The 25,120-nt window shown below is 63.5% G+C and carries 23 protein-coding genes; 2 read left to right on the plus strand and 21 right to left on the minus strand.

The window, feature by feature from the left end:
* Positions 1-9: 9 nt before the first annotated feature.
* The 10 genes from ISP18_RS15995 to ISP18_RS16040 all read right to left on the minus strand — a co-directional run bounded on the left by ISP18_RS15995 (position 10) and on the right by ISP18_RS16040 (position 11,237).
* Entirely contained in the window at positions 10-1,191 is a 1,182-nt protein-coding gene (locus ISP18_RS15995; protein ID WP_380014146.1) for a methyl-accepting chemotaxis protein, read from the minus strand.
* A 16-nt stretch (positions 1,192-1,207) separates the two neighbouring features.
* Entirely contained in the window at positions 1,208-2,305 is a 1,098-nt protein-coding gene (locus ISP18_RS16000) for a protein-glutamate methylesterase/protein-glutamine glutaminase (RefSeq protein WP_380014149.1), read from the minus strand.
* A gap of 76 nt (positions 2,306-2,381) precedes the next feature.
* The gene (cheD, locus tag ISP18_RS16005; RefSeq protein WP_380014152.1) at positions 2,382-3,038 is read right to left on the minus strand and encodes a chemoreceptor glutamine deamidase CheD; all 657 of its coding nucleotides are present in this window, start codon (positions 3,036-3,038) and stop codon (positions 2,382-2,384) included.
* Positions 3,035-3,910: a CheR family methyltransferase gene (locus tag ISP18_RS16010; RefSeq protein ID WP_380014155.1), complete on the minus strand. Its 876-nt coding sequence runs from the start codon at positions 3,908-3,910 to the stop codon at positions 3,035-3,037. The genes cheD and ISP18_RS16010 overlap by 4 nt, the downstream gene beginning before the upstream one ends.
* A gap of 174 nt (positions 3,911-4,084) precedes the next feature.
* Entirely contained in the window at positions 4,085-5,806 is a 1,722-nt protein-coding gene (locus tag ISP18_RS16015) for a methyl-accepting chemotaxis protein (RefSeq protein ID WP_380014158.1), read from the minus strand.
* Positions 5,807-5,818: 12 nt separating this feature from the next.
* Positions 5,819-6,304 (minus strand): chemotaxis protein CheW, encoded by a 486-nt coding sequence (locus ISP18_RS16020; protein WP_380014161.1) that lies wholly within the window; start codon positions 6,302-6,304, stop codon positions 5,819-5,821.
* Positions 6,305-6,558: 254 nt separating this feature from the next.
* Entirely contained in the window at positions 6,559-8,220 is a 1,662-nt protein-coding gene (locus ISP18_RS16025) for a methyl-accepting chemotaxis protein (protein WP_380014164.1), read from the minus strand.
* Positions 8,221-8,352: 132 nt separating this feature from the next.
* A complete protein-coding gene (locus tag ISP18_RS16030; protein ID WP_380014167.1) occupies positions 8,353-10,335 on the minus strand; it encodes a chemotaxis protein CheA in 1,983 nt (660 codons plus the stop codon).
* Between the two features lie 201 nt (positions 10,336-10,536).
* Entirely contained in the window at positions 10,537-10,899 is a 363-nt protein-coding gene (locus tag ISP18_RS16035) for a response regulator (RefSeq protein WP_192675358.1), read from the minus strand.
* A gap of 14 nt (positions 10,900-10,913) precedes the next feature.
* Entirely contained in the window at positions 10,914-11,237 is a 324-nt protein-coding gene (locus ISP18_RS16040) for an STAS domain-containing protein (RefSeq protein WP_380014170.1), read from the minus strand.
* A gap of 258 nt (positions 11,238-11,495) precedes the next feature.
* On the opposite strand from ISP18_RS16040, the gene fliK reads away from it, so the two are divergent.
* Both fliK and ISP18_RS16050 read left to right on the plus strand, forming a co-directional pair.
* Positions 11,496-12,632 (plus strand): flagellar hook-length control protein FliK, encoded by a 1,137-nt coding sequence (gene fliK, locus ISP18_RS16045; RefSeq protein ID WP_380014173.1) that lies wholly within the window; start codon positions 11,496-11,498, stop codon positions 12,630-12,632.
* Positions 12,629-12,901, plus strand: coding sequence for a flagellar biosynthesis protein (locus tag ISP18_RS16050; RefSeq protein ID WP_380014176.1), 273 nt, complete (start codon positions 12,629-12,631; stop codon positions 12,899-12,901). The genes fliK and ISP18_RS16050 overlap by 4 nt, the downstream gene beginning before the upstream one ends.
* A 55-nt stretch (positions 12,902-12,956) precedes the next feature.
* Here ISP18_RS16050 and ISP18_RS16055 read toward each other — a convergent pair whose 3' ends face one another.
* The 11 genes from ISP18_RS16055 to flhB all read right to left on the minus strand — a co-directional run bounded on the left by ISP18_RS16055 (position 12,957) and on the right by flhB (position 25,069).
* Positions 12,957-13,433, minus strand: a complete 477-nt coding sequence (locus tag ISP18_RS16055; protein WP_380014179.1) for a chemotaxis protein CheW — start codon at positions 13,431-13,433, stop codon at positions 12,957-12,959.
* A gap of 8 nt (positions 13,434-13,441) precedes the next feature.
* On the minus strand, positions 13,442-14,521 hold the full coding sequence (motD, locus tag ISP18_RS16060; protein ID WP_380014182.1) for a flagellar motor protein MotD: 1,080 nt from the start codon (positions 14,519-14,521) through the stop codon (positions 13,442-13,444).
* Complete coding sequence (locus ISP18_RS16065; RefSeq protein WP_380014185.1) at positions 14,518-15,258, minus strand: flagellar motor protein; 741 nt, start codon at positions 15,256-15,258, stop codon at positions 14,518-14,520. Before ISP18_RS16065 ends, motD begins: the two co-directional genes overlap by 4 nt.
* 199 nt (positions 15,259-15,457) lie before the next feature.
* Complete coding sequence (locus tag ISP18_RS16070; RefSeq protein WP_380014188.1) at positions 15,458-17,404, minus strand: chemotaxis protein CheA; 1,947 nt, start codon at positions 17,402-17,404, stop codon at positions 15,458-15,460.
* Between the two features lie 23 nt (positions 17,405-17,427).
* Positions 17,428-18,072, minus strand: coding sequence for a protein phosphatase CheZ (locus ISP18_RS16075; RefSeq protein ID WP_380014191.1), 645 nt, complete (start codon positions 18,070-18,072; stop codon positions 17,428-17,430).
* A complete protein-coding gene (cheY, locus tag ISP18_RS16080) occupies positions 18,069-18,476 on the minus strand; it encodes a chemotaxis response regulator CheY (RefSeq protein ID WP_380014194.1) in 408 nt (135 codons plus the stop codon). The genes ISP18_RS16075 and cheY overlap by 4 nt, the downstream gene beginning before the upstream one ends.
* A gap of 87 nt (positions 18,477-18,563) precedes the next feature.
* Positions 18,564-19,298: an RNA polymerase sigma factor FliA gene (locus tag ISP18_RS16085; RefSeq protein WP_380014197.1), complete on the minus strand. Its 735-nt coding sequence runs from the start codon at positions 19,296-19,298 to the stop codon at positions 18,564-18,566.
* Between the two features lies 1 nt (position 19,299).
* Positions 19,300-20,223, minus strand: a complete 924-nt coding sequence (locus ISP18_RS16090) for a MinD/ParA family ATP-binding protein (RefSeq protein WP_380014200.1) — start codon at positions 20,221-20,223, stop codon at positions 19,300-19,302.
* A gap of 17 nt (positions 20,224-20,240) precedes the next feature.
* A complete protein-coding gene (flhF, locus tag ISP18_RS16095; protein ID WP_380014203.1) occupies positions 20,241-21,575 on the minus strand; it encodes a flagellar biosynthesis protein FlhF in 1,335 nt (444 codons plus the stop codon).
* Positions 21,576-21,817: 242 nt separating this feature from the next.
* On the minus strand, positions 21,818-23,908 hold the full coding sequence (flhA, locus tag ISP18_RS16100) for a flagellar biosynthesis protein FlhA (protein WP_380014206.1): 2,091 nt from the start codon (positions 23,906-23,908) through the stop codon (positions 21,818-21,820).
* 21 nt (positions 23,909-23,929) lie between these two features.
* The gene (flhB, locus tag ISP18_RS16105) at positions 23,930-25,069 is read right to left on the minus strand and encodes a flagellar biosynthesis protein FlhB (RefSeq protein ID WP_380014209.1); all 1,140 of its coding nucleotides are present in this window, start codon (positions 25,067-25,069) and stop codon (positions 23,930-23,932) included.
* Between the last annotated feature and the right edge of the window lie 51 nt (positions 25,070-25,120).

Here is a 25,120-nt window from a genome sequence, read left to right on the forward strand (position 1 = left end):
GGGTGCTCCTTAAAAGAGTTCGATCTCGCCGGCATCCATGTTGTTCTGCAAAGCGGGCCCACGCGAACGGATGCGGGCTTTCTCGCGCTGCATGGCCAGGCGCTCACGCACGCGCTCGGAATGCTGGCGCAACACCTGCGCATCGAAGGATTCGCAAGCCAGCGTTTCGATATCGCGCGTAGTTTCGGCGGCGACGCCCTGTAGTTCCACCAGGCGTGTTCGCGTCTGGTTGAGCAACTGGCTCAAGATGTCTTCGAACTGCAGAGAACGGATGGTGGTGGAAACGTCGTTGCCGAGGCCGCGGTTGATTTCCACCACTTGGTCGGCCACGGCCGTGGTGCGCGCGTCGCTTTCGGTGACGTGCGCCATCATCGCGTCGATGCCGCCCTTGGCCGACAGCGCGACGTTCAGATCCTGCGAAGCGAGTTCGCCGATCAGGCCGCGCACCTGGTCCATCGCGATGCGCGCGCGTTCCACGTGGCTGCCGATCTGCTCGTTGAACTGGTTGGAATGGCTGGCGAGGTTGCGGATTTCACCGGCTACCACCGCAAAGCCGCGACCCGCTTCGCCCGCACGTGCGGCTTCGATCGCCGCATTGAGCGCCAGCAGATTGGTTTCCTCGGCGATGGTGTTGACGTTCTTCAGCAGCGCGAACACCGCATCCATTTCTTTCGACATGCCGTCGATGCGATAGACGATGCGCAGGCTCTCGCGCGAAAGCTGCACGATCAGGCCCACGAAGTGTTCCAGCAGATCGCCGGTGCGCGAGGCGAAATCCTGCACGGATACGCCGCCTTTCTGCACATCGATGATTTGCTTCAGCAACGATTGCTGCAGGCCCGTTTTCTGCGACAAGCCGTCGAAACCACCACCCAATTCGGAAACCGCATCGCGCAGCAGATCCAGCGCCTGATGCAGTTCGCGCGCAGCGTGGCCCAGTTCGTCAACTAACGCGCCGCGCACGTCTTCCAGTGCTTCGCGTACCGGAGCGTTATCGGGCTCGGGCACCACTTCCACCACCACGGCGGCGGAAAGGCGGCGACATTCGAAGATCCACACGGCACACAGCGCGGTGATCAGCACCGGCGCCAGCCACATCGGGTCCCAGATGAGGCAGAGCAGCAGTGCAACAAGGCTCGCACCGATGCCGATGAAGGGGCGTGGAGCGGAAGTGGGCAGGATAGCGGACATAAGCGATTCCGATACGTCAGGATGCGGCGCGTCGTGCGCCGGCAATGGGTTGATGCGCCAGCGCCAGCAGGCGCGCGGCAATGTCTTCGAGCGGTAGCTTTTCGTCGGCCGCGCCCAGTTTCCACGCGGCACCCGGCATGCCCCATACCACGGAGCTGGCTTCGTCCTGCACCAGAGTGGGTGCGCCGGACTCGCGCATTTCCAAAAGTCCGCGCGCACCGTCGTCGCCCATGCCAGTAAGCAACACGCCGATGGCGGCGGCGCCAATGCTGGCGGCGGTGGAACGGAACAACACGTCCACGCTGGGCTTGTGGCGATTCACGTGCGGACCGTCGTGCAGACGGCACACGTGCTTGGCGCCATCCCACATCACCAGCAGATGCTCGCCACCTGGTGCGATGTAAGCGTGGCCAGGCTGGATCGGCTGGCCATCGCGCGCTTCGCACACACGCATGGCCGAGCAATTGTTCATGCGCGCGGCAAACGGGCCGCTGAAAGCCGCGGGAATATGCTGCGTGATCACGATCGGTGGCGCATCCGGCGGCATCGCTTCCAGCAGCACGCGAATGGCTTCGGTGCCGCCGGTGGAAGCGCCCACCGCGATGATGCGCATGCTGCCACGCGTGCCGGGTGATTGCGAACGCGGCAGCACCACGTCTGCGGAATGACGCGGCGGCACGTCCAGCTTCTGCACCTGCGTATAAGGACGCGGGCGCGTGCGTGCGGCCAACTTCACTTTGGCGCAGATTTCCTGCGCGCTTTCGGCGAAGCAGTTGGCCAGGTCGCTCGATGGCTTGGTGAAGAAATCCACCGCGCCGATTTCCAACGCGCGCAAGGTCACTTCCGCACCGCGCTCGGTCAGCGAAGACACCATCACCACCGGCATCGGGCGCAGGCGCATCAGGTTTTCGAGAAAGGTCAGCCCATCCATGCGCGGCATTTCCACGTCCAGCGTGAGCACGTCAGGTTCGAGCTGCTTGATTTTGTCGCGCGCGATCAGCGGATCGGCGGCCACGCCCACGACCTCGATGCCCGGATCGGAATCGAGCATAGCCGACAGCAGCTTCCGCACCAGGGCGGAATCGTCGATGACCAGGACACGGACTTTTTCCATTACCGCTTTCTCGCTTTGTGCTCGTTATGTCTTTCTCCATCCCCTGCATGCAGGGGATGGAGCAATGGCGGAAACTTCAAAACAGTTCCACCTCTCCCTTTATCGGATCGTTCGCCAAACGCTTGAGGTAGCGCTGCTCGTTGGCAGCCAGCTCGGCGTCGCGCTGGCTGCGCAGCTGCCTTACGCGAACCCTTCCGCTGGCCGGAAAAAACTGCAGTTGGCGCGGGTAGATATCGCCCACGTCGGCCGCCACGATCGGCAGGCCTTCGGTTTCCAGATAGCGCTTCACGAAGGCGATGTTGCGCTGGCCCACATCGGTCATCTGCGCCAGCACGCGGCCACCGCCGAAGATCTTCACGGTCAGCGATTCGCGCTTGCCGCCGGCCTTCAGCACCGCGTTGATGAGCTGCTCCATCGCATCGCTGCCGTAGCGCGCGGCGCGGCCCACTGCCGACGACCAATCGTTGCGCTCACCGCTCATCGGCTCCGGCAGCATGAAGTGATTCATGCCGCCGATGCACCGTTCGTTGTCGCGAACGCAGGCGGAAACGCATGAACCGAGCACGGTGGAGATCATCTCTTCCTGCGCACTGACGTAGAACTCGCCTGGCAGCACTTTCACCGTCATGCAGCTGTGCGTGGGATCCCAGAACCGGCGCATGTGCTCGAAGCCGGGCAGAACGGGTGCGTGGATAATGGGCGCAACGGCGACGCCTCGGACGGGGGCGGTCATGCGACGCGCCTCCGGTAAACCGTGCGGCCGACCAGTTCGAACGCATCGCTCAAGCCGTGCATCGATTCGGAATGGCCAAGGAACAGATAACCTCCTGGCTCAACCAAACCGGCATAGCGCTCGAACAGCCGCTGCTTGGTCGGCTTGTCGAAATAGATCACCACGTTGCGACAAAAGATGGCATCGAACGGTCCGCGCATGGGCCATTCGTGCAGCAGGTTGAGCGGCTGGATAGTGACCAGCTCGCGCAAGCGCGAATGCACGCAGGCATAGCCTTCGTAGCGGCCTTCGCCGCGCAGGAACCAGCGACGGCGACGCTCATCGCTTACGCCGCCCATGCGGTCCAGCGGATACGTGCCGGCGTGCGCCTGTTCCAAGGCCTGCGGCGAGAGATCGGTCGCCAAGATGCGTGCATCAACCTTACTACCCGCGCGCTCCAGCGCTTCGGCTAGCACCATCGCAAGCGCGTAAGGCTCTTCGCCAGTGGAGCAACCGGCAGACCAGATGCGCAGGCGTCCGCCGTTCTTCTTTTGTTCCAGCCAGCGCGGCAGCAACTCATCGATCAGGAGATCGTAGTGATGCATCTCGCGAAAGAACGAGGTGACGTTGGTGCTTATCACGCTGGCAAGCTCACCCAGTTCACCGTGGGGATCCTTGCGCAGCAGCTCGCAATAGCTGCTGAAATCCTTCAATTCCAACGCGCGCAAACGACGCAGCAGTCGGCCCTGCACGAGTTGGCGTTTCTGCTCGCCGAGCGCGATGCCGCAATGCTTGTACACGAAATCACGCAGGAACTGGAACTCGGCATCACCGAGCAACGGGCCGCCCACGCTTGGCATAGCGTTGAAGTCGGAAAGCGCGGCCGTTGGCATGGGTTCTTACCTCGTATCGTTATAAGCACCGTTGATATGCGATCGTGTTTGCGGTGCTTCTGCTTCAGATCTTTCTCGTCGCCGAACTCGTTCTTGCCTAATCGTCATCCCGGCGAAGGCTGGAATGACGATCAAGTGGATTTGAGTCTCATGACGAGGTGTAGATACGTATCCTCAGAACTCTTTCCACACGTCGCTATCGGCCGTTGCGGGCGCAGGGCGGCGATGGTTTGCAGCCGCTGGCGCCGACTGCCGCACTGCCGCGAACACGGCTTCCGTTTCGGCCAGGATTTCCGCTGCCTTCGGCTTGGCGGATGGCACCACGGCTTCTTCGCCGAGACGGAAGAAGCCCACCTGCCGCGACAGTTCGCCGGCCTGTTCGTGCATGGCGCGCGCGGCGGCGGAGGCTTCTTCCACCAGCGCAGCGTTCTGCTGCGTCATCTCGTCCATCTGCGACACGGCGTTGTTCACCTGGTCGATGCCGGCCGATTGTTCTTGGCTGGCCGCGGCGATCTCGGCCACGATGTCGGTGACCTTCTTCACACTGTCCACGATGTCGGCCAGCGCCTTGCCGGATTGATCGACCAGCTCGGAACCCGCGCGCACCTTGTCGGCGCTGTCGTTGATCAGCAGCTTGATTTCCTTCGCCGCGCCCGCGCTGCGCTGCGCAAGGTTGCGCACCTCGGTGGCGACCACCGCGAAGCCGCGACCCTGTTCGCCGGCGCGCGCCGCTTCCACCGCTGCGTTCAACGCGAGCAGATTGGTCTGGAAGGCGATCTCGTCGATCAGGCTGACGATGTCGGAAATCTTGCGGCTGGAGGAGTTGATCTCGCGCATGGCAGTGACCGCCTGTGCCGCCACTTCGCCGCCGCGCTCGGCCTGCTCGCGCGCACCGCGGGCAAGCTGGTTGGCGTGACTGGCGTTCTCCGCGTTCTGCTTCACGGTGGAGGTCATCTCCTCCATCGACGAAGCGGTTTCTTCCAGGCTGGAAGCCTGTTCCTGCGTGCGCTGACTGAGATCGTCGTTACCGCGTGCAATCTGCTGCGCAGCGGTGCTCACCGCGTCGGAGCCGTTACGCACTTCGGCAACGATATCCACCAGGCGCTGATCCATCGTGCGCAATGCGCCGAGCAATTGCGCCAGTTCATCCGTGCCTTTCACTTCGATCGCATGGCCCAACTTACCGGCGGCGATTTCATTGGCCACTTTCATCGCATGATTCAGCGCGTGCGAGATCGAGCGGATCAGCAGCGTGGAGCGCAGCAGTGCGAACAGCAGGCCGGCGATCAGCGCGATCAGCGTGATCAAACGAATGCGCTGGTAGCTCTTGACCTGGTCCGCAAAGATCTGGCCCGCTTCGTCGCTCTGCACCTTCACCAGCTTGGCGAGTGCATCCTGACGCTGCATCAGCAGCGGGCGCAGCTCCATTTCCACCAGGTCGGACGCGCCGGTATCGGCCTGCTTGATCGCATCGAGCACGTCTTGCTTGGCTTGCTCATAATCCTTGTCGCTGGAGTGCCACTCTTTGTTGGCCGCGGCCACCGCAGGGCTCATCTGCAGCTTGCTGAAGCGATCCTTGTACTCGTTCATTTCAAGCTGATAGCGGTCGAATTCCGCCATCTTCTGCTTCACCTGGTCGGGCTTGCCGACCAGCGCGGCCGCTTCGCTCATGGTGAGGAACGACTTGAGCGAATCGCTGCGCACGATGTCAAGGTATTGGCTGGGCATCAGCTCGGCTTCGTAGATGCGCTGCGTGCCGGCGTTCTGCTGCGACATCGAATACAGCCCGATGGCCGCGCCGGCCAGCAGCATGACGCCGAGCAGGCCGACCAGCATGATCAGCCGGGCGCGCACGGAGAGCGATTTGGACTTGAATGTCGGGAAACGGAATTTCATAGGTGTTGGTCCTTAGGCCACAGCCTTTACATCGCCGACCGCGTTCAGCGCGGTTTCGAGCATCTGCGCATCCTGCGGTTGCAGCAGTTTGTCTGCGTCGAGCAGCAACACCATGCGGTCGCCGATCGAGGTCAGTCCTTTCAGATATTCGGTATCCACCGTGGTGCCCATGTCCGGCACCGGGCGAATCGCGTCGTCCGCCACGTCGAGCACGTCGGACACGGCATCCACCACCACGCCGAACTGGCGTCCGGCCACGGTGATGATCACGGTGACGGTGGTGGCGTTGTATTCCTCGCGGGCAAGGCCAAAGCGCAGGCGCAGATCGATCACCGGCACGATCGCGCCACGCAGGTTCAACACGCCAAGCACGTAATGCGGCGACTGCGGAATGCGCGTCACGGGTGTCCAGCCGCGGATTTCACGCACGGCCAGAATGTCGATGCCGTATTCCTCGTGCGAGAGGTTCACGGTGAGGTACTGCACTTGGTCTGACATGTTTCGCCTCGTCGTGGGAGCGCCCACGTGGTGCTCCGGTTCGAAAGAGGAATCGGCGGTTGGAGAGAAAACTTGAGCTAGGAAAGCTGCAGAAAAGCCCGGATCTGCGTGCTTTTCTCCTCCCCCTGCTTGCAGGGGGAGGTTGGGAGGGGGTGAACCCTTGCGGGGAGGTTTGGGGCAAGTACTCACCCCACCCCGGCCCTCCCCTGCAAGCAGGGGAGGGAGCCGTCTGCGGCAAGATTGAGGCAACCGACTTATTCGCCGACCGCTGCCAGCACACTTGCAGCCAGGGTCGGCTTGCGTGCTGGCCCGGTGTTTCTTGCGGGCGCGCACGCACCCTGCACCACCCCCCGCACCCGGAAAAACCCCATCTGCGCATGCAGCCGATCCGCCTGTTCCTGCATGGCGCGGGCCGCCGCGGCAGCTTCCTCGACCAGCGCGGCGTTTTGCTGGGTCGCCTCGTCCATCTGCATCACGGCGCGGTTCACCTGCTCGATGCCACCGGATTGCTCCTGGCTGGCCGCAGCGATCTCGTCCACGATGTCGACGACCTTCTTCACGCTGGCGATGATGCCGGCCAGCGCCTTGCCGGATTCGTCCACCAGTTGCGAGCCCGCCTGCACTTTTTCCACGCTGTCGCCGATCAGCGTCTTGATCTCTTTCGCGGCGCGGGCACTGCGCTGGGCCAGGTTGCGCACCTCGTCGGCGACCACTGCGAAGCCGCGGCCATGTTCACCGGCATGGGCCGCTTCCACCGCGGCGTTCAAGGCCAGCAGGTTGGTCTGGAAGGCAATTTCGTCGATCAGGCCGACGATGTCGGAAATCTGCGTACTGGCCTGCCGGATGTCCTGCATCGCCGTGCTGGCGCGTGCGGCGACATCCCCACCGCGCTCGGCCTGCGTGCGCATGGCGACAGCAAGCTGGCTGGCGTGCTGGGCGTTGTCCGCGCTCTGCTTCACGGTGGAGGTCATTTCCTCCATCGACGCGGCGGTTTCCTCCAGGCTGGAAGCCTGTTCCTGCGTGCGATAGCTCAAATCATCGTTTCCGCGCGCGATCTGTTGCGCGGCAGAGGTAACCGTCTGCGCGCTCTGCTGCACGTCGCCCACCACGTCGGTGAGCTTGCCGCGCATGCGGCCCAGTGCGTCGAGCAGGCTGCCGGGGGCTGGCGCCTGCGCTTCGTCATAACGCAGATCGCCATCGGCGATGCGCTCGGCCAGCGTCAACGCCGCTCTCGGCTCGCCGCCGATGCTCTGGCGGATGCTGCGCATCGATTCCCACACCACCAGGATCACCAACAAACCCACCAAGCCAGCGCGTAGCAGGCTGCCCAACAGCATCTGGCGGAATTGCGCGTCGATGTCGACGAAATACGCGCCCGCGGCCACGTGCAGATCCCACGGCTTGTAGAACGCCGTGTAGGTCATCTTCAGCTTGTCGCCCTTGCTGCCCGGCATGGGCCACATGTATTCGGTGAGGCCGTTCCCGTCGCGCTGGTCGGCGGCAAGCATGTCGCGATACATGTATTTTCCGGTCGAATCGCTATCGTCGCGGATGCTCTTGCCCACACGCTTGGGCATGATCGGATGCATGCGCATCGTCAGGCTCGAATCGAACACGTAGACGTAGCCGGTGCCATTATTCCAGCGCAGCGTGGACAGCGCCGCCAGCGCGCGCCGCTGCGCTTCCTGCTCATTGAATTCGCCCTTTGCGGCGCGATCGTGATAGCTCTGCAGCAGCGATGTGGCCGTCGCCACTTCATCGCCGAGTGCGCGTTCGCGCGCCTGCATCTGCAAGCCGCGGCTGTCGATAGCCGACATCACGGTGAGCACGATCAGCCCGATCACGACGATGGCGATGACTAGCCATACCCGGGCCGAAAGGCTGAGGCGTTCGAGCATTTTCAGTGGGGACTTCATGACGACAACCTTCGATGACATGGGAAGACAGGGCGCAGTGCCCCACCGCACTCCATGTACGGCCACGCGCTACTTCTTAAGCGCGAGGTTCGAGACGCGGAACCTCCCTCCCAGGTTCCGCCACGTTTTGCGTTATGCAGCCTTGCGTCGCGATTGCAGACGGATCAGGCCAGCCACGTCGACGATCAGCGCCACCGAGCCATCGGCCAGAATGGTCGCGCCGGAAATGCCATCGACACGCCGGTAATTGGCCTCCAGCGACTTCACCACCGCCTGCTGCTGACCGACCAGTTCGTCGATGAACAAACCGATCTGCGTGCCGTCCGCCTCGACCACGATCACCAAGCCTTCTTCGATGTTCTGCCGCGCATTGGCGCAGCCGAACTGCTGATGCAGACGCACGATCGGCAGGTATTCGCCGCGGAAGCGGAATAGCTCGCCGCCGCCGGTCACGCTGCGTATCGCGTCGGCACGCAACTGCACCGATTCCACGATCGATACCAGCGGCACGATGTAGCACTCGCCGCCCACCGCCGCGCGCAAGCCGTCGATGATCGCGAGCGTCAGCGGCAAGGTGATGGTGAATGTGGTGCCCTGCCCCGCGCGGCTCTGGATGGATACGTTGCCGCCCAGATCCACCACATTGCGGCGAACCACGTCCATGCCCACGCCGCGGCCGGACAAATCGGTGGTGACGGCCGCGGTGGAAAAGCCCGGCTGGAAAATCAGCTCGCCCACCGCTTCGTCGCTCAGACTCTCATCACTCTTGATCAAGCCTTTCTGCAGCGCTTTGGCGACGATCGCTTCGCGATTGAGGCCCGCGCCGTCATCGGAAATTTCCACCACGATCGAGCCGCCGCGATGGAAAGCTTCCAAGCGCAGCGTGCCCACGTCGTTCTTGCCGGAAGCACGGCGCTTGTCCGGCGTTTCCAGGCCATGGTCGATCGCGTTGCGCACCAGATGCACGAGCGGATCGCCGATTTTTTCCAGCACCGTCTTGTCGAGCTCGGTGTGTTCGCCGACCAGGTCCAGCTTCACCTGCTTGCCCAGCTTCTGGCTGAGATCGCGCACCAGGCGCGGGAAGCGGTTGAACACCGAGCCGATCGGCAGCATGCGGATGCCCATCACGCTTTCCTGCAAGGTGCGCGTGTGACGGGCCAGTTGCGCCAGGCCATGCTGCAACATCGCCAAGCGTGAAGGGTCGAACTCTTCGCGGAACTGATCGAGCATCGCCTGCGTGATCACCAGCTCGCCGACCAGGTCGATCAGGCCGTCGATCTTGTCGATCGACACGCGCACGGAGCCGGCATCGTTGCTGCTCGCGGCCGCGCTGCGCGTAGTCCCTGCCGCCACGCCCGCACCAGCGGCCGGTACAGCAACGGCCTCGACCGATGGCGCGAGCGGCGGCGCGGCGGCAACGAGCGGCTCGATGCTGAGATCGCATTCGTCTTCGACCCATTCGAACACCGCCGCGATGGCTTCGCGGCTGACCGCGCCGGTCAGCTCGATGCGCCAACCCAGGTGGCATTCGGAAGGATCGAGCGCGTCCAGCGTGGGCACACGATCCAACTGTGCCTCGACGACCAGCTGACCGAGCGCAGCCAGTTCACGCAGCAGACGCAACGGGTCGTTGCCGCCGGCCAGCATGCCGGCGTGGGGACGGAATTGAATGATCCAGCCGTTGGATGCAGCCGGTTTCGCCGCAGCCTTGTTCGCAGCGACAGGTGCGCTGTGGCCTGCCGCCGCGGCGAGTTGCTGCTTCAGGCTTTCACTGTCCGCATCGGCCAGCGGCTGGCCGCTCTGCGCGCGATCGAACATGCCGCGCAGGCAGTCCACCGTGCGCAACATCAGTTCGATGATCGGCTTATCGATCGCGCGGCGGCCTTCACGCACCTGGTCGAGCAGCGATTCGGCCTCATGCGTAAGCGCGGCCATGTCCGGAAAACCGAACGTGGCCGAACCGCCCTTGATCGAATGCGCCGCGCGGAAAATGCTGTGCACCAGCTCCGCATCGCCACCCTCGTCGAGCGTCAGCAACGCCGCTTCCATGGCATCGAGCCCTTCGAGGCTTTCCTCGAAGAAGACTTTGTGGAATTGGGCGATGCTGATGGTCATGGGAAATCCTGGATTAGCTTTGATGCTTTTGCTCCCTCTCCCCACCGGGGAGAGGGTTGGGGTGAGGGGCCACGCTTGCCACGATGCTAAATACGGCGGCGATTTGCCGTTTGCTTATGCAGCACTCATACCGTTTTCCGCGAGGTTTCCCCTCACCCTAACCCTCTCCCCAGAGGGGAGAGGGGACTGATGTCGCAGGACTCAACCAAGCACGCGCTTGACGGTCGCCAGCAACTGCTCCGGATCGAACGGCTTCACCAGCCAGCCCGTCGCGCCCGCCGCCTTGCCTTCCATCTTCTTGTCCGTGTTGGATTCGGTGGTCAGCATCAGGATCGGCACGCCCTTGTATTCGGCGCGCGTGCGCAACTCGCGCACCATGCTGATACCGTCCATCACCGGCATGTTGACGTCGGCCAGCACCAGATCGAACTTCGACGACGACGCCGTATCCAGCGCCATCTGTCCGTTTTCCGCCTCACTTACCTCGTAACCCGCGCTGCGCAGGGTGAAAGCCACCATGCCGCGCATCGATGCCGAATCGTCCACTGCAAGAATCTTTGCCATCTTCCACCTCGAGTTCAGGCCGGCTTCTTGGCCGGCAATGTCAATGCTTCTGCAAGACCCAGTTGGCTCGCCGCATCGTGCAGCGGCGCGCTCACGCCCAACCAGTTCACCTGCCGCTCGTGCTTCTTCGCTTCACGCTGGAACACCACCAGCAGCTGCAGCGCAGCCGTGTCGATGCGCTCCACGGCGGTGCCGTCCAGCACGATCTGCGAGGCGTCCAACGCACCGCGAAGCTGCTGATGCAGCTCACCGACGTCGGCGATGCGGCAGTCGGCGGGCATGCCTACTCGCGCTTCGCGTTTTGCCGCGCCCGCGTCGGGTTTGGATTTGCTGCCCATGGCGATGCCTCGGTGGTGGGTCTGTTGTGAGCTTTATCGGCGGGGGCGGGGGTAGCTTTAGGTTTTGCGCACGCGAAAGCGGCGCAGCTTCGCGATGAGCACCTGCGAACCCGACGCCTCTGCGAAGCCATCCGAAAGTCCCAGCGAAAACGAAAAAAATGCGGCAATTCGCTAAAGTCCCACTACCACGGGCCGATATCTCACCCAAAGGCCCGCGAAGACGTACTTACCAGTGCGTCGCTGGCCTAGGAGCCAAGCGTGATCATCCAGCCAACCAGCGTTGCCGCACTGACCTGGCTCGGTGCTGCTGCAGGTGCCAGCTCCGAAGGCTGGCGCATCGGCAACGTGTTGTCTGCGCGTCCGCTTGGCGTCAATGAGCAAGGGCTGCTGGTGCTGCAGGTCGGCGCGCTTACCGTCGAAGCCGAAGCGCCTGGCACCAACACCAAGCTTCCACCGCAGTTCCAGGTGCGCGTACTCAGCGTGGGCGCGCAACCGCAGCTGGAAATCCTCAGCACCGATTCGCATCTGGACAGCACCGTCCACCAAGCCCTACGCGAACGGCTGCCGCAGCAGAACGGTTATGCGCCACTGCTTGCCACGGTGGGTGCGCTTTCGCAGTGGTCCATCGCCAAGCAGTTGCCGCCGTACCTGCGCTCGGCACTCGCGCTGTTCGAACACAGCATGAGCACGCCGCGCGAACTCGCTACGCCTGAGGGATTGCGCCAGGCGGTGAATCGCAGTGGCCTGTTTCTCGAAGCGCAGCTGGCGCAAGCACCGGCCAGCGATGCCACCACGGCGCATGACGATACGAAGGGTGCGTTGCTGCGCCTGGTAGCGATCCTACAAGGCCAGCCGACCCTCGGCGAAAGTAATGACAACGAGGTGGATCCGCCGCTGCTTTATCGCGGCGTGGTACCACAGGGCCGACTGCCGCTGCCGTTGGAACTGGCCAGCACCACCGACGCCACGGAGCTGCTGCCGCGCCTATACACCGATGTACAGGCGTCGCTGGCGCGGCTGGAAGTGACGCAGTTGCAGGCCAATCCGAATCACTGGATTGTGGAGATTCCAGTGCAAGATGCCGAAGGCGCCGACGTGCTGCAGCTATCGCTGAAGCACGAACCGGAAGCCGAGCAAGGCTGGACGATGGGTTTTTCGCTCGACCTGCCCTCACTCGGGCCGATCGTCGGCGAGCTGCAGTTGCGCGGCCTGCGCCTGTCGGTACGGCTGTGGGCGCAACATCGGGAAACGGTGGATCGCCTGGAAGATCAGTTCGCCGATTTGCGCCAACGGCTGGATGCCACCGGATTGTTTCTCGATCAACTGAGCTGTCAATTCGGCCTGCCGCAAGCCGGCAACAGCATGAGTGCTGTATTTCTGAAGGCGACGGTATGAGCACGCATGCGCTGCCCTCCCCCCAACGCAAAGTGGTCCTGCGACTGCCCGGCGGCAGCGATGCGAACCACGCCTCGCCCGGTGTTGCTGCGCACGATGTGGAGAATCTGTTCCGGCATGCGCATGCGCTTGGCTTGCCGTTGCATCATGATCCGCAGATTGCGGCGTTGTTGGTATCGCTGCGGATGAGTGCGGATGTCCCGCCGCTGTTGTATGCCGCGGCGGCCGCTGTGTTGGCGAGTATCTACGAGGTTTCGCGCAAGCCGTGATCTTGCGTTGACTCGTCATGCGGCGAAGGCCGGAATGACAGCTGAGCTGCGTAGCCTAAGCGGCTTCTTTAGCGGCGTGATCTAGGCGACACAATTTCGCTACGTCCAACAACGCTACGAAGCCACCGTGCCATCCCATCACTGCTTGCACGGGATCATCCGCGCGCCCGGAACGCGCGGGCGGCAGCTCGATCGCGTCGAGTTTGGGTTGCAACAAATCGCCGACCGCGTCAACGCGCAGGCCCACGCGATGTACTTCGTGTGTACACACCACGATGCGTGCTGCGGCGGGATCGCTCGCCGCATGGACATTCAAGCCAAGCCGGCGGCGGCCATCCATTACCGGCACGATGTTGCCGCGCAGATGGCAAATGCCGAGCAGATCGCTCGCGGCGCCGGGCACAGGCGTCGGCGTGCCGTCGCGGATGACTTCGCTCACGCGGCTGAGCAGCACGGCGTAATGCTGTCCGTCCAGTTGAAAGGACAGCCAGGGCTCGCGCGCGATCGCTTCGAGATTGGGAACAAGGCTCATGCGTGACGTTATCCCTTGTTGTCCGGCGTGATCGCGCGGGGCACCGATGCCGCGGGCGTGGTGACCAGCGATGCGACCGGTGTGATGATCTGCGGCGATGGCAGCGTGGCGGGTGGTGTTACCAACAGCGGCGCTGTTTGCACCGGCTCGGACGGCTGCGCGGCAATCGTCGGCGCGGTTGTCGCATCCGGTCCGTCCGTGCTGTCACTTTCCGCATCGGCGGTCTGGTTGATCTGGTCGCTGTTGGTGTAGAAGCGGCGCGGTGTCGCCTTGTCACTCAGCACTACCACCAGCACGCGGCGGTTCTTGTTGCGGCCGCCTTCGCTTTCGTTGTCGGCCGCAGGACGGTACTGGCCCCAGCCGACGATGCCCAGTCGATCCGGATCCACGCCATGCTCGGCGAAGAGACGCGCCACGCTGGCCGCACGTGCGGCGGACAGTTCCCAGTTGGACGGATAGACGGCCGTATTGATCGGCACGTCATCGGTGTACCCTTCCACGCGCAGCGGATTGGCGAACGGCGCGAGGATGTCGCCGAGGCTGGTCAGCACCTGCGTCGCCGATGGCGACAGGGTGGCAACGCCGCTCGGGAACAGAATATCGGTGCGGATTTCGATTTCCAGCCAATTCGGCGTGCGCCGTACCACCACGAGGTTCTTGTCGATCAGCGGCTGCAACGCATGCTCCACCGCGCTGCGAATGCGTTCGAGGTTCCGCTGTTCCTCGCTGAGCTTGGTTTTGTTCTGGTCGGACGGCGTGCCTTGCGAAGTGTTTGGCGTAGCGATGTGCTGCGTAAGCACCGGCAGCAAGATCTGCGCGAGCGGCGTGCGCGGAATCGGCGCCGGTTTGGTGGTAGGAACCGGCACGCTCGACTGCGGCGGGTTGGGCGTGAGCGGCTGGATCACCGCGCGCGAGCCGTTGAACGCCGCCGAGATCGCCTGCGCCAGGGCGCGGTACTTGGTGGTGTTGACGCTGGACATCGCATACAGCACCACAAACAGGGCGAGCAGCAGCGTGAGCAGGTCCGCGTATGGGATCACCCAGGCTTCGTGGTTGGCGTGTTCCTCGTGCCTGTGCCGGCGCCTCATACGAGATAGCCCTGCAGTTTGTTTTCGATCTGCCGCGGGTTGTCGCCTTCCGCGATCGAAATCAGCCCTTCGATCAAAATTTCGCGCACCTGCGTCTGCTTATGGATCAGCCCCTTCAGGCGTGCGCCAATCGGCAGCAGCAAGAGGTTGGCCAGGCTGATACCGTAAATGGTGGCGACGAACGCGGCCGCGATACCGTGGCCGAGCTTGGCCGGATCGGTGAGATCACGCATCACCGCCATCAGACCGAGTACCGCACCGATGATGCCCATGGTCGGCGAGTACACGCCCCCATGCTCGAATACTTTGGCGGCATGCAGGTCGGCCTGCTCGCGCGTTTCCACTTCCAGCTCCAGCACGCTGCGGATCGCTTCGGGCTCGCTGCCGTCGACCAGCAGTTGCAGACCTTTCTTCACTAGCGGATCGTCTTCCGCATCGATGTGCGGTTCCAGACCAAGTAGACCTTGGCGACGCGAGATTTCGCTCCAGCCGATCACGCGGCTGATCAGGTCGGAGGGATGCAGTTGCGGCGGCTTGTACACCATCTTCAGCATGCCGACCGCGCGCTTAAGCACGTTGCCCTGCGTGTGCAGCAGCAAGGCAGAGAGAGTGCCGATGAACACGATCACGAAGGCCGCCGGATTCCACAGCGCAGAAACATCGGTGCCCTTGAGGATCGCACCGACGATCAGCACGACGAAGGCGAGAATGGTGCCGACGATGCTTATGATGTCCATATCACGTTGCCTCGTGGATGACTTGCGGAAAGCATCCTTAGTGGTTCCTCCCCCTGCTTGCAGGGGGAGGTTAGGAGGGGGTGAATACTTGCGGGAGAGTTCCAGGCAAGGACCTCACCCCACCCCAACCCTCCCCTGCAAGCAGGGGAGGGAGCTGTGTTTCGCGACACTGGATATGCGTTGTTGTTGAAAGCACCCATCACGCCGACACCTTCAATGATGGAAGCAACCCACCGCCTTCCTGCGACAGCGCAGCCAAATCCAATACCAACGCGAGCCGCCCATCGCCGGTAACCGTGGCGCCAGCCACGCCCGGCACGCCTTCGAACAGCGGCCCGAGCGGCTTCACCATCACGTCTTCGCGACCGATCACCTCATGCACCATGCAACCGAGGTGCACATGGCCGACGTGCAACACCGCTACGTGGCGGCCACCGGGCCCTTGCACACCGGCCCACTCACCCAGGTCGCCGAGCACCAAGGCACGTCCGCGATGCGCAGCAACACGGCGGCCGTCGAGCATGTGGTCGTGCTGTGGGTTCAGTTCGAACACTTCGCTGACGTTGCCAAGCGGCAGCGCGAACAACCGATCGCCCACGCGCACCATCAGCACACGCAGAATGGCGAGCGTTAGCGGCACGGTGAGTTCCAGCGTGCTGCCTGACCCCAGGCGCGAATGCACCTGCAGCGTGCCGCCGAGTTCCGCGACGCGCGTCTTCACCACATCCATGCCGACACCGCGGCCTGAGATGTCCGAGATGGTGGCGGCGGTGCTGAAGCCGGGACGAAAGATCAGTTCATAGCATTCGACTTCGGACAGGCGCGCGGCTTGCGTGGCATCGATGACGCCTTTCTCCACCGCCTTGCGCCTGAGTACTTCCGGATCCATGCCGCGGCCGTCGTCGCTCACCGAGATCACGATGCGCTCGCCGCGCTGGCTGGCGGAAAGTTTTACTTTGCCTTTGCGCGGCTTGCCGGCGCGCTCGCGGCCAGCCGGATCTTCCAGGCCGTGATCGACGGCGTTGCGCAAAAGGTGAATCAGCGGATCGGCCAGCGCTTCGACCAAGCTGCGATCGAGATCAGTGTCTTCGCCTTCGGTAACCAGTTCGATCTCTTTGCCGAGCTGGCGCGCAAGATCGCGCACGATGCGCGGAAAGCGCTGGAATAGGCGGCCCACCGGCTGCATGCGCATGCCGAGCACGGCGGTCTGCAGATCGTCGGAGACGCGGTCGAGATCGCCGGCCATTGTCGCCAGCGTTTCGTTGTCGCTACGGGAAGCAAGGCTCAGCAAGCGATTGCGCAGCAACACCAGTTCGCCCGCGCGGCTGACCAGCGCATCCAGTCGCGTGGTATCCACGCGTACCGTGTTTTCAGCGGCGGGTTTCGCAGCAGCAGCCGGGCGCGCTTCGACAGCAGGCGCAGGAGTCGGCGCAGCAGAAAGCGTGGCAACCGGAGCCGCTGCGACTTGCCCAGGCGCAGCGCCCTTGCCATGCAGACTGTCCAGCAGCGCTTCGAATTCGTCGTCGTTGATGTCTTTCTTTTCGACCACCTCGAGCTTGTCGGCGCCAGGTGCGCTGCCTTTGCCGTGCAGCGCGTCGAGCAGGTTCTCGAATTCGTCGTCGTTGATTTCCTTGGACGCGTGCTTGGACGCACCTGGCGCACCGCCTTGTCCATACAACGTGTCGAGCAGCGCCTCGAATTCGGCCTCGATGGGATCGGCGGAGCGCGCCGGTTTGGCAGGCGCTTCGGCAACCACGGCACGTTCGACGGCAGGTTGCAGACGTTCCAACAGCGCCGCCGGCGGTGGCGACATCGTCTCGCCGTTAGCCACAGCGGCCATCATGGTGTTGAGCAGATCCAGCGCCTCGAGCAGCGCATCCATGTGTGCGGCATTCAACACCAGCTTGACGTTGCGCGCGTCGTTGAGCAGTTCCTCGGCGACATGGCACAACTGCACCATCGGCTCGATGCCGAGAAAGCCCGCGCCGCCCTTCACCGTGTGAAAGACGCGGAACACCGCGTTGAGCAGCTCGCGATCGTGCGGTGAGGCTTCCAGCTCGACCAGCTGTTCGCCCAGCCGTTGCACCAACTCCCCGGCCTCGACCAGGAAGTCGTCACGCAGCTCGCTGTCGAGGCTCGAATCCATCAATACGTGTCCACGCTAGCGGCTCAGAACCCAAACTCACTCAACAACCGGTCCACCTCGTCCTGGCTTTGCACCTTGGCTACCTCTACCGGCGCCTCGCGGCCGGCGAGCGCGCCGGTCAGGCGCACCAGCTCAAGCAGCGACGATTCCACGCTCTCGATGAAGCTCACCACTTTCTTCACGCGCTGGCCGGCCAGGTCTTGCCAGGACTGCACCAGCACCATGTCGTTGAGGCCCTCGCTGCAGGCGCTGGCGAACACCTGCGCTTGGCGCGCCAGCACAGCAGCCGGATCGGTTTCGCTGCTGTTGAAATCCAGCACAGCACTGGCGTTGTTGGATAGCGCCTCGGCTTCCGGACGAATACGGTCGACGAAATCAAGGCTGCGATGCGCGGCCTTGGAACTCATCTCCAGCACCTCGGCCAGATGGTTGCGCGCATCGACCATGCTGTCGGGCACGCCCTCGTTGGCCAGGTCGCTGCCGAGGCGCGATACAGCGCCGTGCAGATCGCGCGCAAGCACGCCAAGGGCACGGAACAAATGTTGCTCGCGCTGGCGCACCATCGCGTCCAGCGCTTGTTCGAATGCGGCGCCATCCTTGCTGGTGAGAAGATTGAGCACTTCCGGCGGAAGGCCCTCGTTTACGGCGGTGGTCATGGCGGCATTCATGCGGAAGCTCCACTGGCGGCAAGGCGCTCGAAGATCTTGTCCAGCTTTTCCTTGAGCGTGGCGGCGGTAAACGGCTTGACGATGTAGCCGTTCACACCGGCCTGCGCCGCGGCGATGATCTGCTCGCGATTGTTTTCGGCGGTGACCATCAGCACCGGCAAGCCTTTCAGCTTCGGCTCGGCGCGGATCGCCTGCAGCAGCTCGATGCCGGTCATGTTCGGCATGTTCCAGTCCGTCACGACCATGTCGAAGGTATTGGCCTTGAGCATCGTCAGGGCGTTGTTGCCGTCGTCGGCTTCCTGGATGAGCGGGTTGCTGAAACCGAGCTCGACCAGCAGGTTGCGAACGATTCGTCGCATGGTGGAGAAGTCGTCCACCACCAGGATTTTCATGTTCTTGTCCAAACGCTTTTCTCCAGCAAAGCAATGGTGTGGAAGAGGCGCCCGCCGCTGCTTCCTTTCCCCTCCGGGGAGAGGGGATATGTTTTGTTGCTAACCGCGCCAGTTACCCATCCGCGCCCGCAGCCTCACCAGCGCCTGTCCATGGATCTGACACACGCGCGATTCGGTTACGCCGAGCACCAGGCCGATCTCTTTCAGGTTCAGTTCCTGCTCGTAGTACAGGGACATCACCAGTTGTTCGCGCTTGGGCAGCGTGCCGATCGCCTCGGCCAGCGCCTCGCGCAAGCCATCCTGCTCGATGCTGTCCTGCGGCCCCAAACTGTCGTTGTCGATCACGTCCAGCGCGCCAGCCTCGCCGCCCTCGCCGTCGTCCGGCGCGGTAAGGCTCAGCAGCCGCGCGCTAGTCGCGTCGGACAACACCTGGTGATACTCCTCGGCGCTCATGCCGAGACGCTTCATCACTTCGGCGGTGTCCGCATCGGCGCCGGTTTCGTTTTCGATCTGCCGCACCACTTCAGCGACTTCGCGCACCTTGCGATGCACCGAACGGGGGGTCCAGTCGGTGCGCCGCAATTCGTCCAGCATCGCGCCGCGTATGCGGATACCCGCATACGTTTCGAAGCTGGCCGCGCGATCGGTCGTGAAATTTCGCGCCGCCTCAAGCAAGCCGATCATGCCCGCCTGCATCAGGTCTCCCACGTCAACGCTCGGAGGCAGTCGGCCCATCAGGTGGTAAGCGATACGCCGCACGAGCGGCGCATGCTTGCGCACCAGTTGATCCGCATCCTCGCGTTGCAGCTGCAGATATTCCGAAGCTACATTCATGTCACCACCCCGCAGCCGGCATGCTCTGGCCACTGAAAAAGGCAATTCGGCCGAGATCCGGATACGCGGGTTTCCCCCATGTATCGACCGCACCTGCCAATTGCTTGAATCCCATCGCCGCACGGCTGGATGGCCACAGGTCGACCACCGCGCCTTGGCGCCGGATCGCCTGCCGCAACCATTCGTCGTGCGGCACCATGCCCATGTAGTCGAGCGCTACGTCGAGGAAGCGTCCGCTTACACGCGCCAGTTTTTCGTAGAGTTTTTTCGCGTCGCTCGCCTGGCGAACCATGTTGGCGACGATATGGAAGCGCCGCACGCCGAACTCGTGGGCGAGAATTTTGATCAGGGCATACGCATCGGTGAGCGAGGCCAGTTCGTCGCATACCACGATCAACACGTCGTCCGACGCGGCGGCGAACATCGCCACGTTGTCGGCCACACCCGCGGCGGTATCCACCACCAGGAATTCCGGCGGCTGGATCAGATCGTCGAAGGCGCGGATCACCGCGGCGTGCTCACCGTTACCCATCTTGGCCAACCGGCGTATGCCCGAGCCGCCCGGAATCACCTTCAGGCCATGCTGCGCGGGCATGACCAGATCCTGCAGCGTGCACAGCCCTTCCAGCAGATGTCCCACGTGGCGCATCGGATTAAGGCCGAGCTGTACGTCCACGTTGGCCACGCCCATGTCGGCATCCAGCAGCATCACGTCACGCCCGGCCATGGCCATCGCCATCGCCAGATTCACCGCCACCGTGGTTTTGCCGACGCCGCCCTTGCCGCCCGCCACCGCGATGGTGCGCGTGATGCGCGCCCTCGGTAACACCGGCCGCAAACTCGCCGCCTGATGGAACGAATCGATTTCCTCGCGCTGCGGGCGCGTGCCGGAAAACAGACTGTGCAAACCTGCGGCCTGATTCACTTGTAATGCCTCGTTCGTCATAGACCCGCCACCGCCATACCGAAGCGCTCGGCCATGTCCAGGTCATCGCCTGCCGGACCCAGCCGGCGCTGCTGCTGCGCGGCGCGACACACCAGCACGCGCGCGTCGGCAGCGCTGATGTCTTCGGGTACGCGCTGGCCGTCAGTGGTGCAATCGAGTGGAACGCCGTGACGGATCAATACGGAAAGCAGGCCACCGAGGCTCGGCGCTTCGTCCAGCTTCGTGGCGATGCAGGCGCTGGGCTTGACCGGCAGATACGCGCGCACCGATTCGTCCAGCGCGGGTGCCTGCGCGTTCGCGGCGAGCACCAGGCAGGCACGCAGTTGCGTGGCGCCGTGCGCGCTGGCTTCGCGCAGTACTTCCATCTGCTGCTGCAGGCGCGGATCGGCGCCTGACACGCCAGCGGTATCGACCAGCACAGTGTGGTGATCGCGCAGCAGATGCAGCGTCTGCGCGAGGCCGACCGCGTCATAGGCGGGATACACGCGCACGCCCAGCAGACGACCGTAATGCTCGAGTTGCGCCGCGGCGCCGATGCGGTAGTGATCGGTGCTGACCAGCGCGACTTTGACCGGACCGTGATGCATCACTGCGCAGGCAGCAAGCTTGGCGATGGTGGTGGTCTTGCCTACGCCGGTGGGACCGACCAGCGCGGTGACGCCACATACGTCGGCCAGACCGCGGCCGCTGACCTTCAGGCTGCGGCTGAGCAGACCGAGCGGCAGGTAGCGCGCTTGGTCGGCGTTGATGTCTTCCGGCAGCTCGTCGATGAGACGGCGCGCCACGTCGGTGTCGATGCCGAGGCGCGACATGTCGCGCAGCACGCGGGCGCGCATCGGGCTGCGGCGCTCCATGTCGTTCCACGCGAGGCTGGAAAGCTGTTGTTCGAGCAGTTGGCGCAAGCCGCCGAGTTCGGTGCGCATGCGCGCGGTTTCCAACGCATGCTGCTCCATCATCGGTTGCAGCACGGCGATCTCGCCGGCCGGCATCGGCATCGGAATGGGCGGAGGAGGTGGCGGCGGCGGTGTTGCGGCGCGCGTTTCCTTCGCAGGCTCTTTCACGGCTTGCTTGGCGACTTCTTTGATGCGCTCTTTGGGAGTTTCCTTCACAGCTTCATTCACCGGCGGCTTCGTTGCTGCTGGCGCCGGTGCTGGCGCGTTGACACGTGCGGCTTCGCGCATCAGCGCTTCGTCGTAATCGACCGCCGCGATGATTTCGATGCCTTCTTCGAGACGGCGCGTGGAGAGGATCACCGCATCGGCGCCCTGCTCAGCGCGCACGTCGCGCATGGCCTGACGCATATCGGAGGCGAGGAAACGTTTGATCTTCATGCCGCGCTCCTCGCAGGCGTCACCGCGATGCGCAACTGTGCCTTGACGTCATTCCCGCGAAAGCGGGAACCCATGTTGCTCTGGTGCATAAAGTGAAGATGGATTGACCAGCTTTCGCTGTTGAAGAGCACCTCCGCTTTCGCGGGAATGACGGCCGGGCAAGAACACGCGCGCTCGAAAGGGAGCAGTGTTCTCAAATTCGATGTCATCGCCTGCCTCACCATCTCACCCTCTCCCATCACTCACCGCCCAATCGCCTGCACCAATCGCACACGACGGTTATCCGGTACTTCGTTGTATGCCAGCACATGCAGGTTCTGGGCCACGTGGCGCGTGAAGCGCGAAAGCCATGGACGCAGTTGCGGTTGCACCAGCATTACCGCCGGTTCACCGCTGGCCTCCTGCCGCCGCGCCGCTTCGGCGACGCTCTGCTGCAGGCGGTCGGCGAGCCCCGGTTCCACGGCCGCGCCGGCTGCACCGCTGCTCGACAGGGATCCGAGCAAGATCTGTTCCAATTCCGGAGCGAGCGTTAACACGGGGATTTCCGTGCCCAAACCGGCGATTTCCTGCACGATCTGGCGGCCCAGCGCCACCCGCACATAGGCGGTGAGGGCGCCAGGATCCTGACTCTGGCCGGCGTGCTCCGCCAAAGACTCGACAATGGTTCGCATATTGCGGATCGGCACCCGCTCGGCCAGCAGGTTCTGCAGCACTTTCACCACCACGCCCAGCGACAGGCGCTTGGGCACCAGATCTTCCACCAGCTTGGGCGCGGCCTGCGCCAGGCGGTCCAGCAGTTGCTGGGCATCCTGGTGACTGAACAGCTCGTGCGCGTGGTTCTGCAGGATGTGCGACAGGTGCGTGGCGATCACCGTGGCCGGATCGACCACGGTGTAGCCCAGCGCCTGCGCGTGGTCGCGCTGACTGTTCTCGATCCACACCGCTTCCAGACCAAACGCGGGATCGCGCGTGGCCACGCCTTGCAGCGTGCCGTGCACGCGCCCGGGATTGATGGCGAGATGGCGCTCGGTATAGACCTCCGCCTCACCCATCGGCACGCCCATCAGCGAAATGCGATACGTGTTCGGGCCGAGGTCCAGGTTGTCGCGGATATGCACGGCCGCGACCAGAAACCCGAGTTCCTGTGACAGCTTGCGGCGCACCGATTTGATGCGCGACATCAGCTCGCCGCCCTGGTTCTTATCCACTAGCGGGATCAGGCGATAGCCCACTTCCAGGCCGACTGGATCGACGCTGGCCACGTCTTCCCAACCCAGTTCGAGACGCTCCGTCGTCGCCGGTGCAGGCAGCGCTTCGGCGGATGCCTTGGCCAGTCGTTCCTTGGTTTCCTTTTCGCGCTTGACCATCAGCCACGCCGCACCGCCGCACACCGCGCCAAGCAGGAGGAAGGCGATGTTTGGCATGCCGGGGATCAAACCCATCACCACCAGCACTACGCCGGCCACAGCCAGCGCGCGCGGCTGCGCGAACACTTGCCCCAGCACCTGCTTGCCCATGTCCTGCGACTTGGACACGCGTGTGACGATCACCGCGGTGGCGATCGACAGCATCAGCGCCGGCACCTGCGCGACCAAGCCATCGCCGATGGTGAGCAAGGTATACGTGCGCGCCGCTTCGCCCGCGCCGAGACCGTGCTGCAACATGCCGACGAAAAAACCGCCGACAATGTTGATGAACAGGATCAGGATGCCCGCGGTCGCGTCACCGCGCACGAACTTGGAAGCACCATCCATCGAACCGTAGAAATCCGCTTCCTCGCGCACTTCCTGGCGGCGCTCGCGCGCCTGTTCCTGTGTGAGCAGGCCGGCGTTGAGATCCGCATCGATCGCCATCTGCTTGCCGGGCATCGAATCCAAGGTGAAGCGCGCCGTCACTTCCGACACGCGTGTGGCGCCCTTGGTGACGACCACGAAATTGATGATGGTGAGGATCGCGAAGACCACTAGGCCGACCGCGAAATTGCCGCCGATCACGAACTCGCCGAAGGCTTCGATCACCTTGCCTGCCGCGCCGGCACCATCATGACCATGCAGCAGGATCACGCGACTGGAGGCGATGTTGAGCGCCAGGCGCAACAACGTGGCCAGCAGCACGACGGTGGGAAACGCCGCGAATTCCAGCGGCCGAAGCACGTACACCACCGCCAGCAGAATCACCAGCGACAGCGCGATGTTGAAACTGAAGAGCATGTCCAGCACGAACGGCGGCAGCGGCAACATCAGCATCGCCAGCATGGCGAGCATCACGATCGGCGCACCCGCGCCGCGGCGGCTGACCTGCTTGAAGGTATCTAGAACGCTTGCGGTTGCCATGCGTGTCGCCTTGAGTGTGAATTACGGTTGGCGGTAACGGCCTTGCAGTTCCGGATCGATATCCGGCCGCGGCGTATCGGGAATGGGGCCACCGCGTTCCGTGGCCTGCTTGAGCTGATAGACGTAGGCGAGAATCTGCGCGACCGCCACGTAGAGCGCGGACGGAATCTCGTGACCGATTTCGGTGGTGGCATACAGCGCGCGCGCCAGCGGCGGCGCTTCCACCAAGGGAATGCGATGCGCGTCCGCCACCAGACGGATCTGCTGCGCGAGCACGTCCAGCCCCTTCGCCACCACGCGCGGCGCACGCATGCGCGCATCGTCGTAACGCAGCGCCACCGCGAAGTGGGTGGGGTTGACCACCACTACATCGGCCTTGGGCACGTCCTGGATCATGCGCCGACGCGCCATCTGCTGCTGCATCTGGCGGATGCGGCCTTTCAGGTGCGGATCGCCCTCGCTTTCTCTGTGCTCGTCCTTCAGCTCCTGCTTGGACATGCGATGACGGCGCTCGTAGTCGAAACGCTGCCACAGTGCGTCGAGGCCGCCGATCACGCCAAGAATCGCAGCGAACACCATGGCCGCGTGTGCCACCAGCGACAGCGCGCGCCCCACGCCGCTGCCGATTGCTTCGCGGCTGGTCGCCATCACGGCTGCTTCGTCATGACGCAGTAGCAACACCAGCGCAAGACCGATGACGGCGACCTTCAACAGCGATTTGGCCAGTTCGATCAAGCCGTTCAATGCAAACAGCCGTCCAAATCCCGCGATCGGATCGAGCCGCTGGAAGTTCGGCACTAGCGCTTCCGAGCTGAAACTGAATCCGCCGATCAACACCGACGAGCCCACCGCTGCCACCATCGTCGCAGCGAATACCGGTATCAACAGGCCAAGCATGTCGCCCAACGCAGCCTGCAGCACGTGTGACATCAGCGCATCGCTGAACAGCGCATCGCGCGAATAACCAAAGCTAAGCGCATAGATGTGCCGCATATGCGCGTACATGCTGGAACTGTAGGAAAGCAGGATGCTCGAACCGGCCAGCACCACCATGGCACCGGAAAGATCGCGCGAGCGCGGTATCTCGCCTTTGTCGCGGGCTTCCTGAAGGCGTTTTTCCGACGCTCGTTCGGTGCGATCTTCGTTTTCGGTCTCGGCCATGGGACTAGCCCCTCACCGTTAGACCAGCACGAAGCAAAAGCCCCTCTCCCT

It is taken from the genome of Dyella humi, assembly GCF_044904605.1.
In the GTDB taxonomy this organism is placed as follows: Bacteria; Pseudomonadota; Gammaproteobacteria; order Xanthomonadales; family Rhodanobacteraceae; genus Dyella_B; species Dyella_B humi.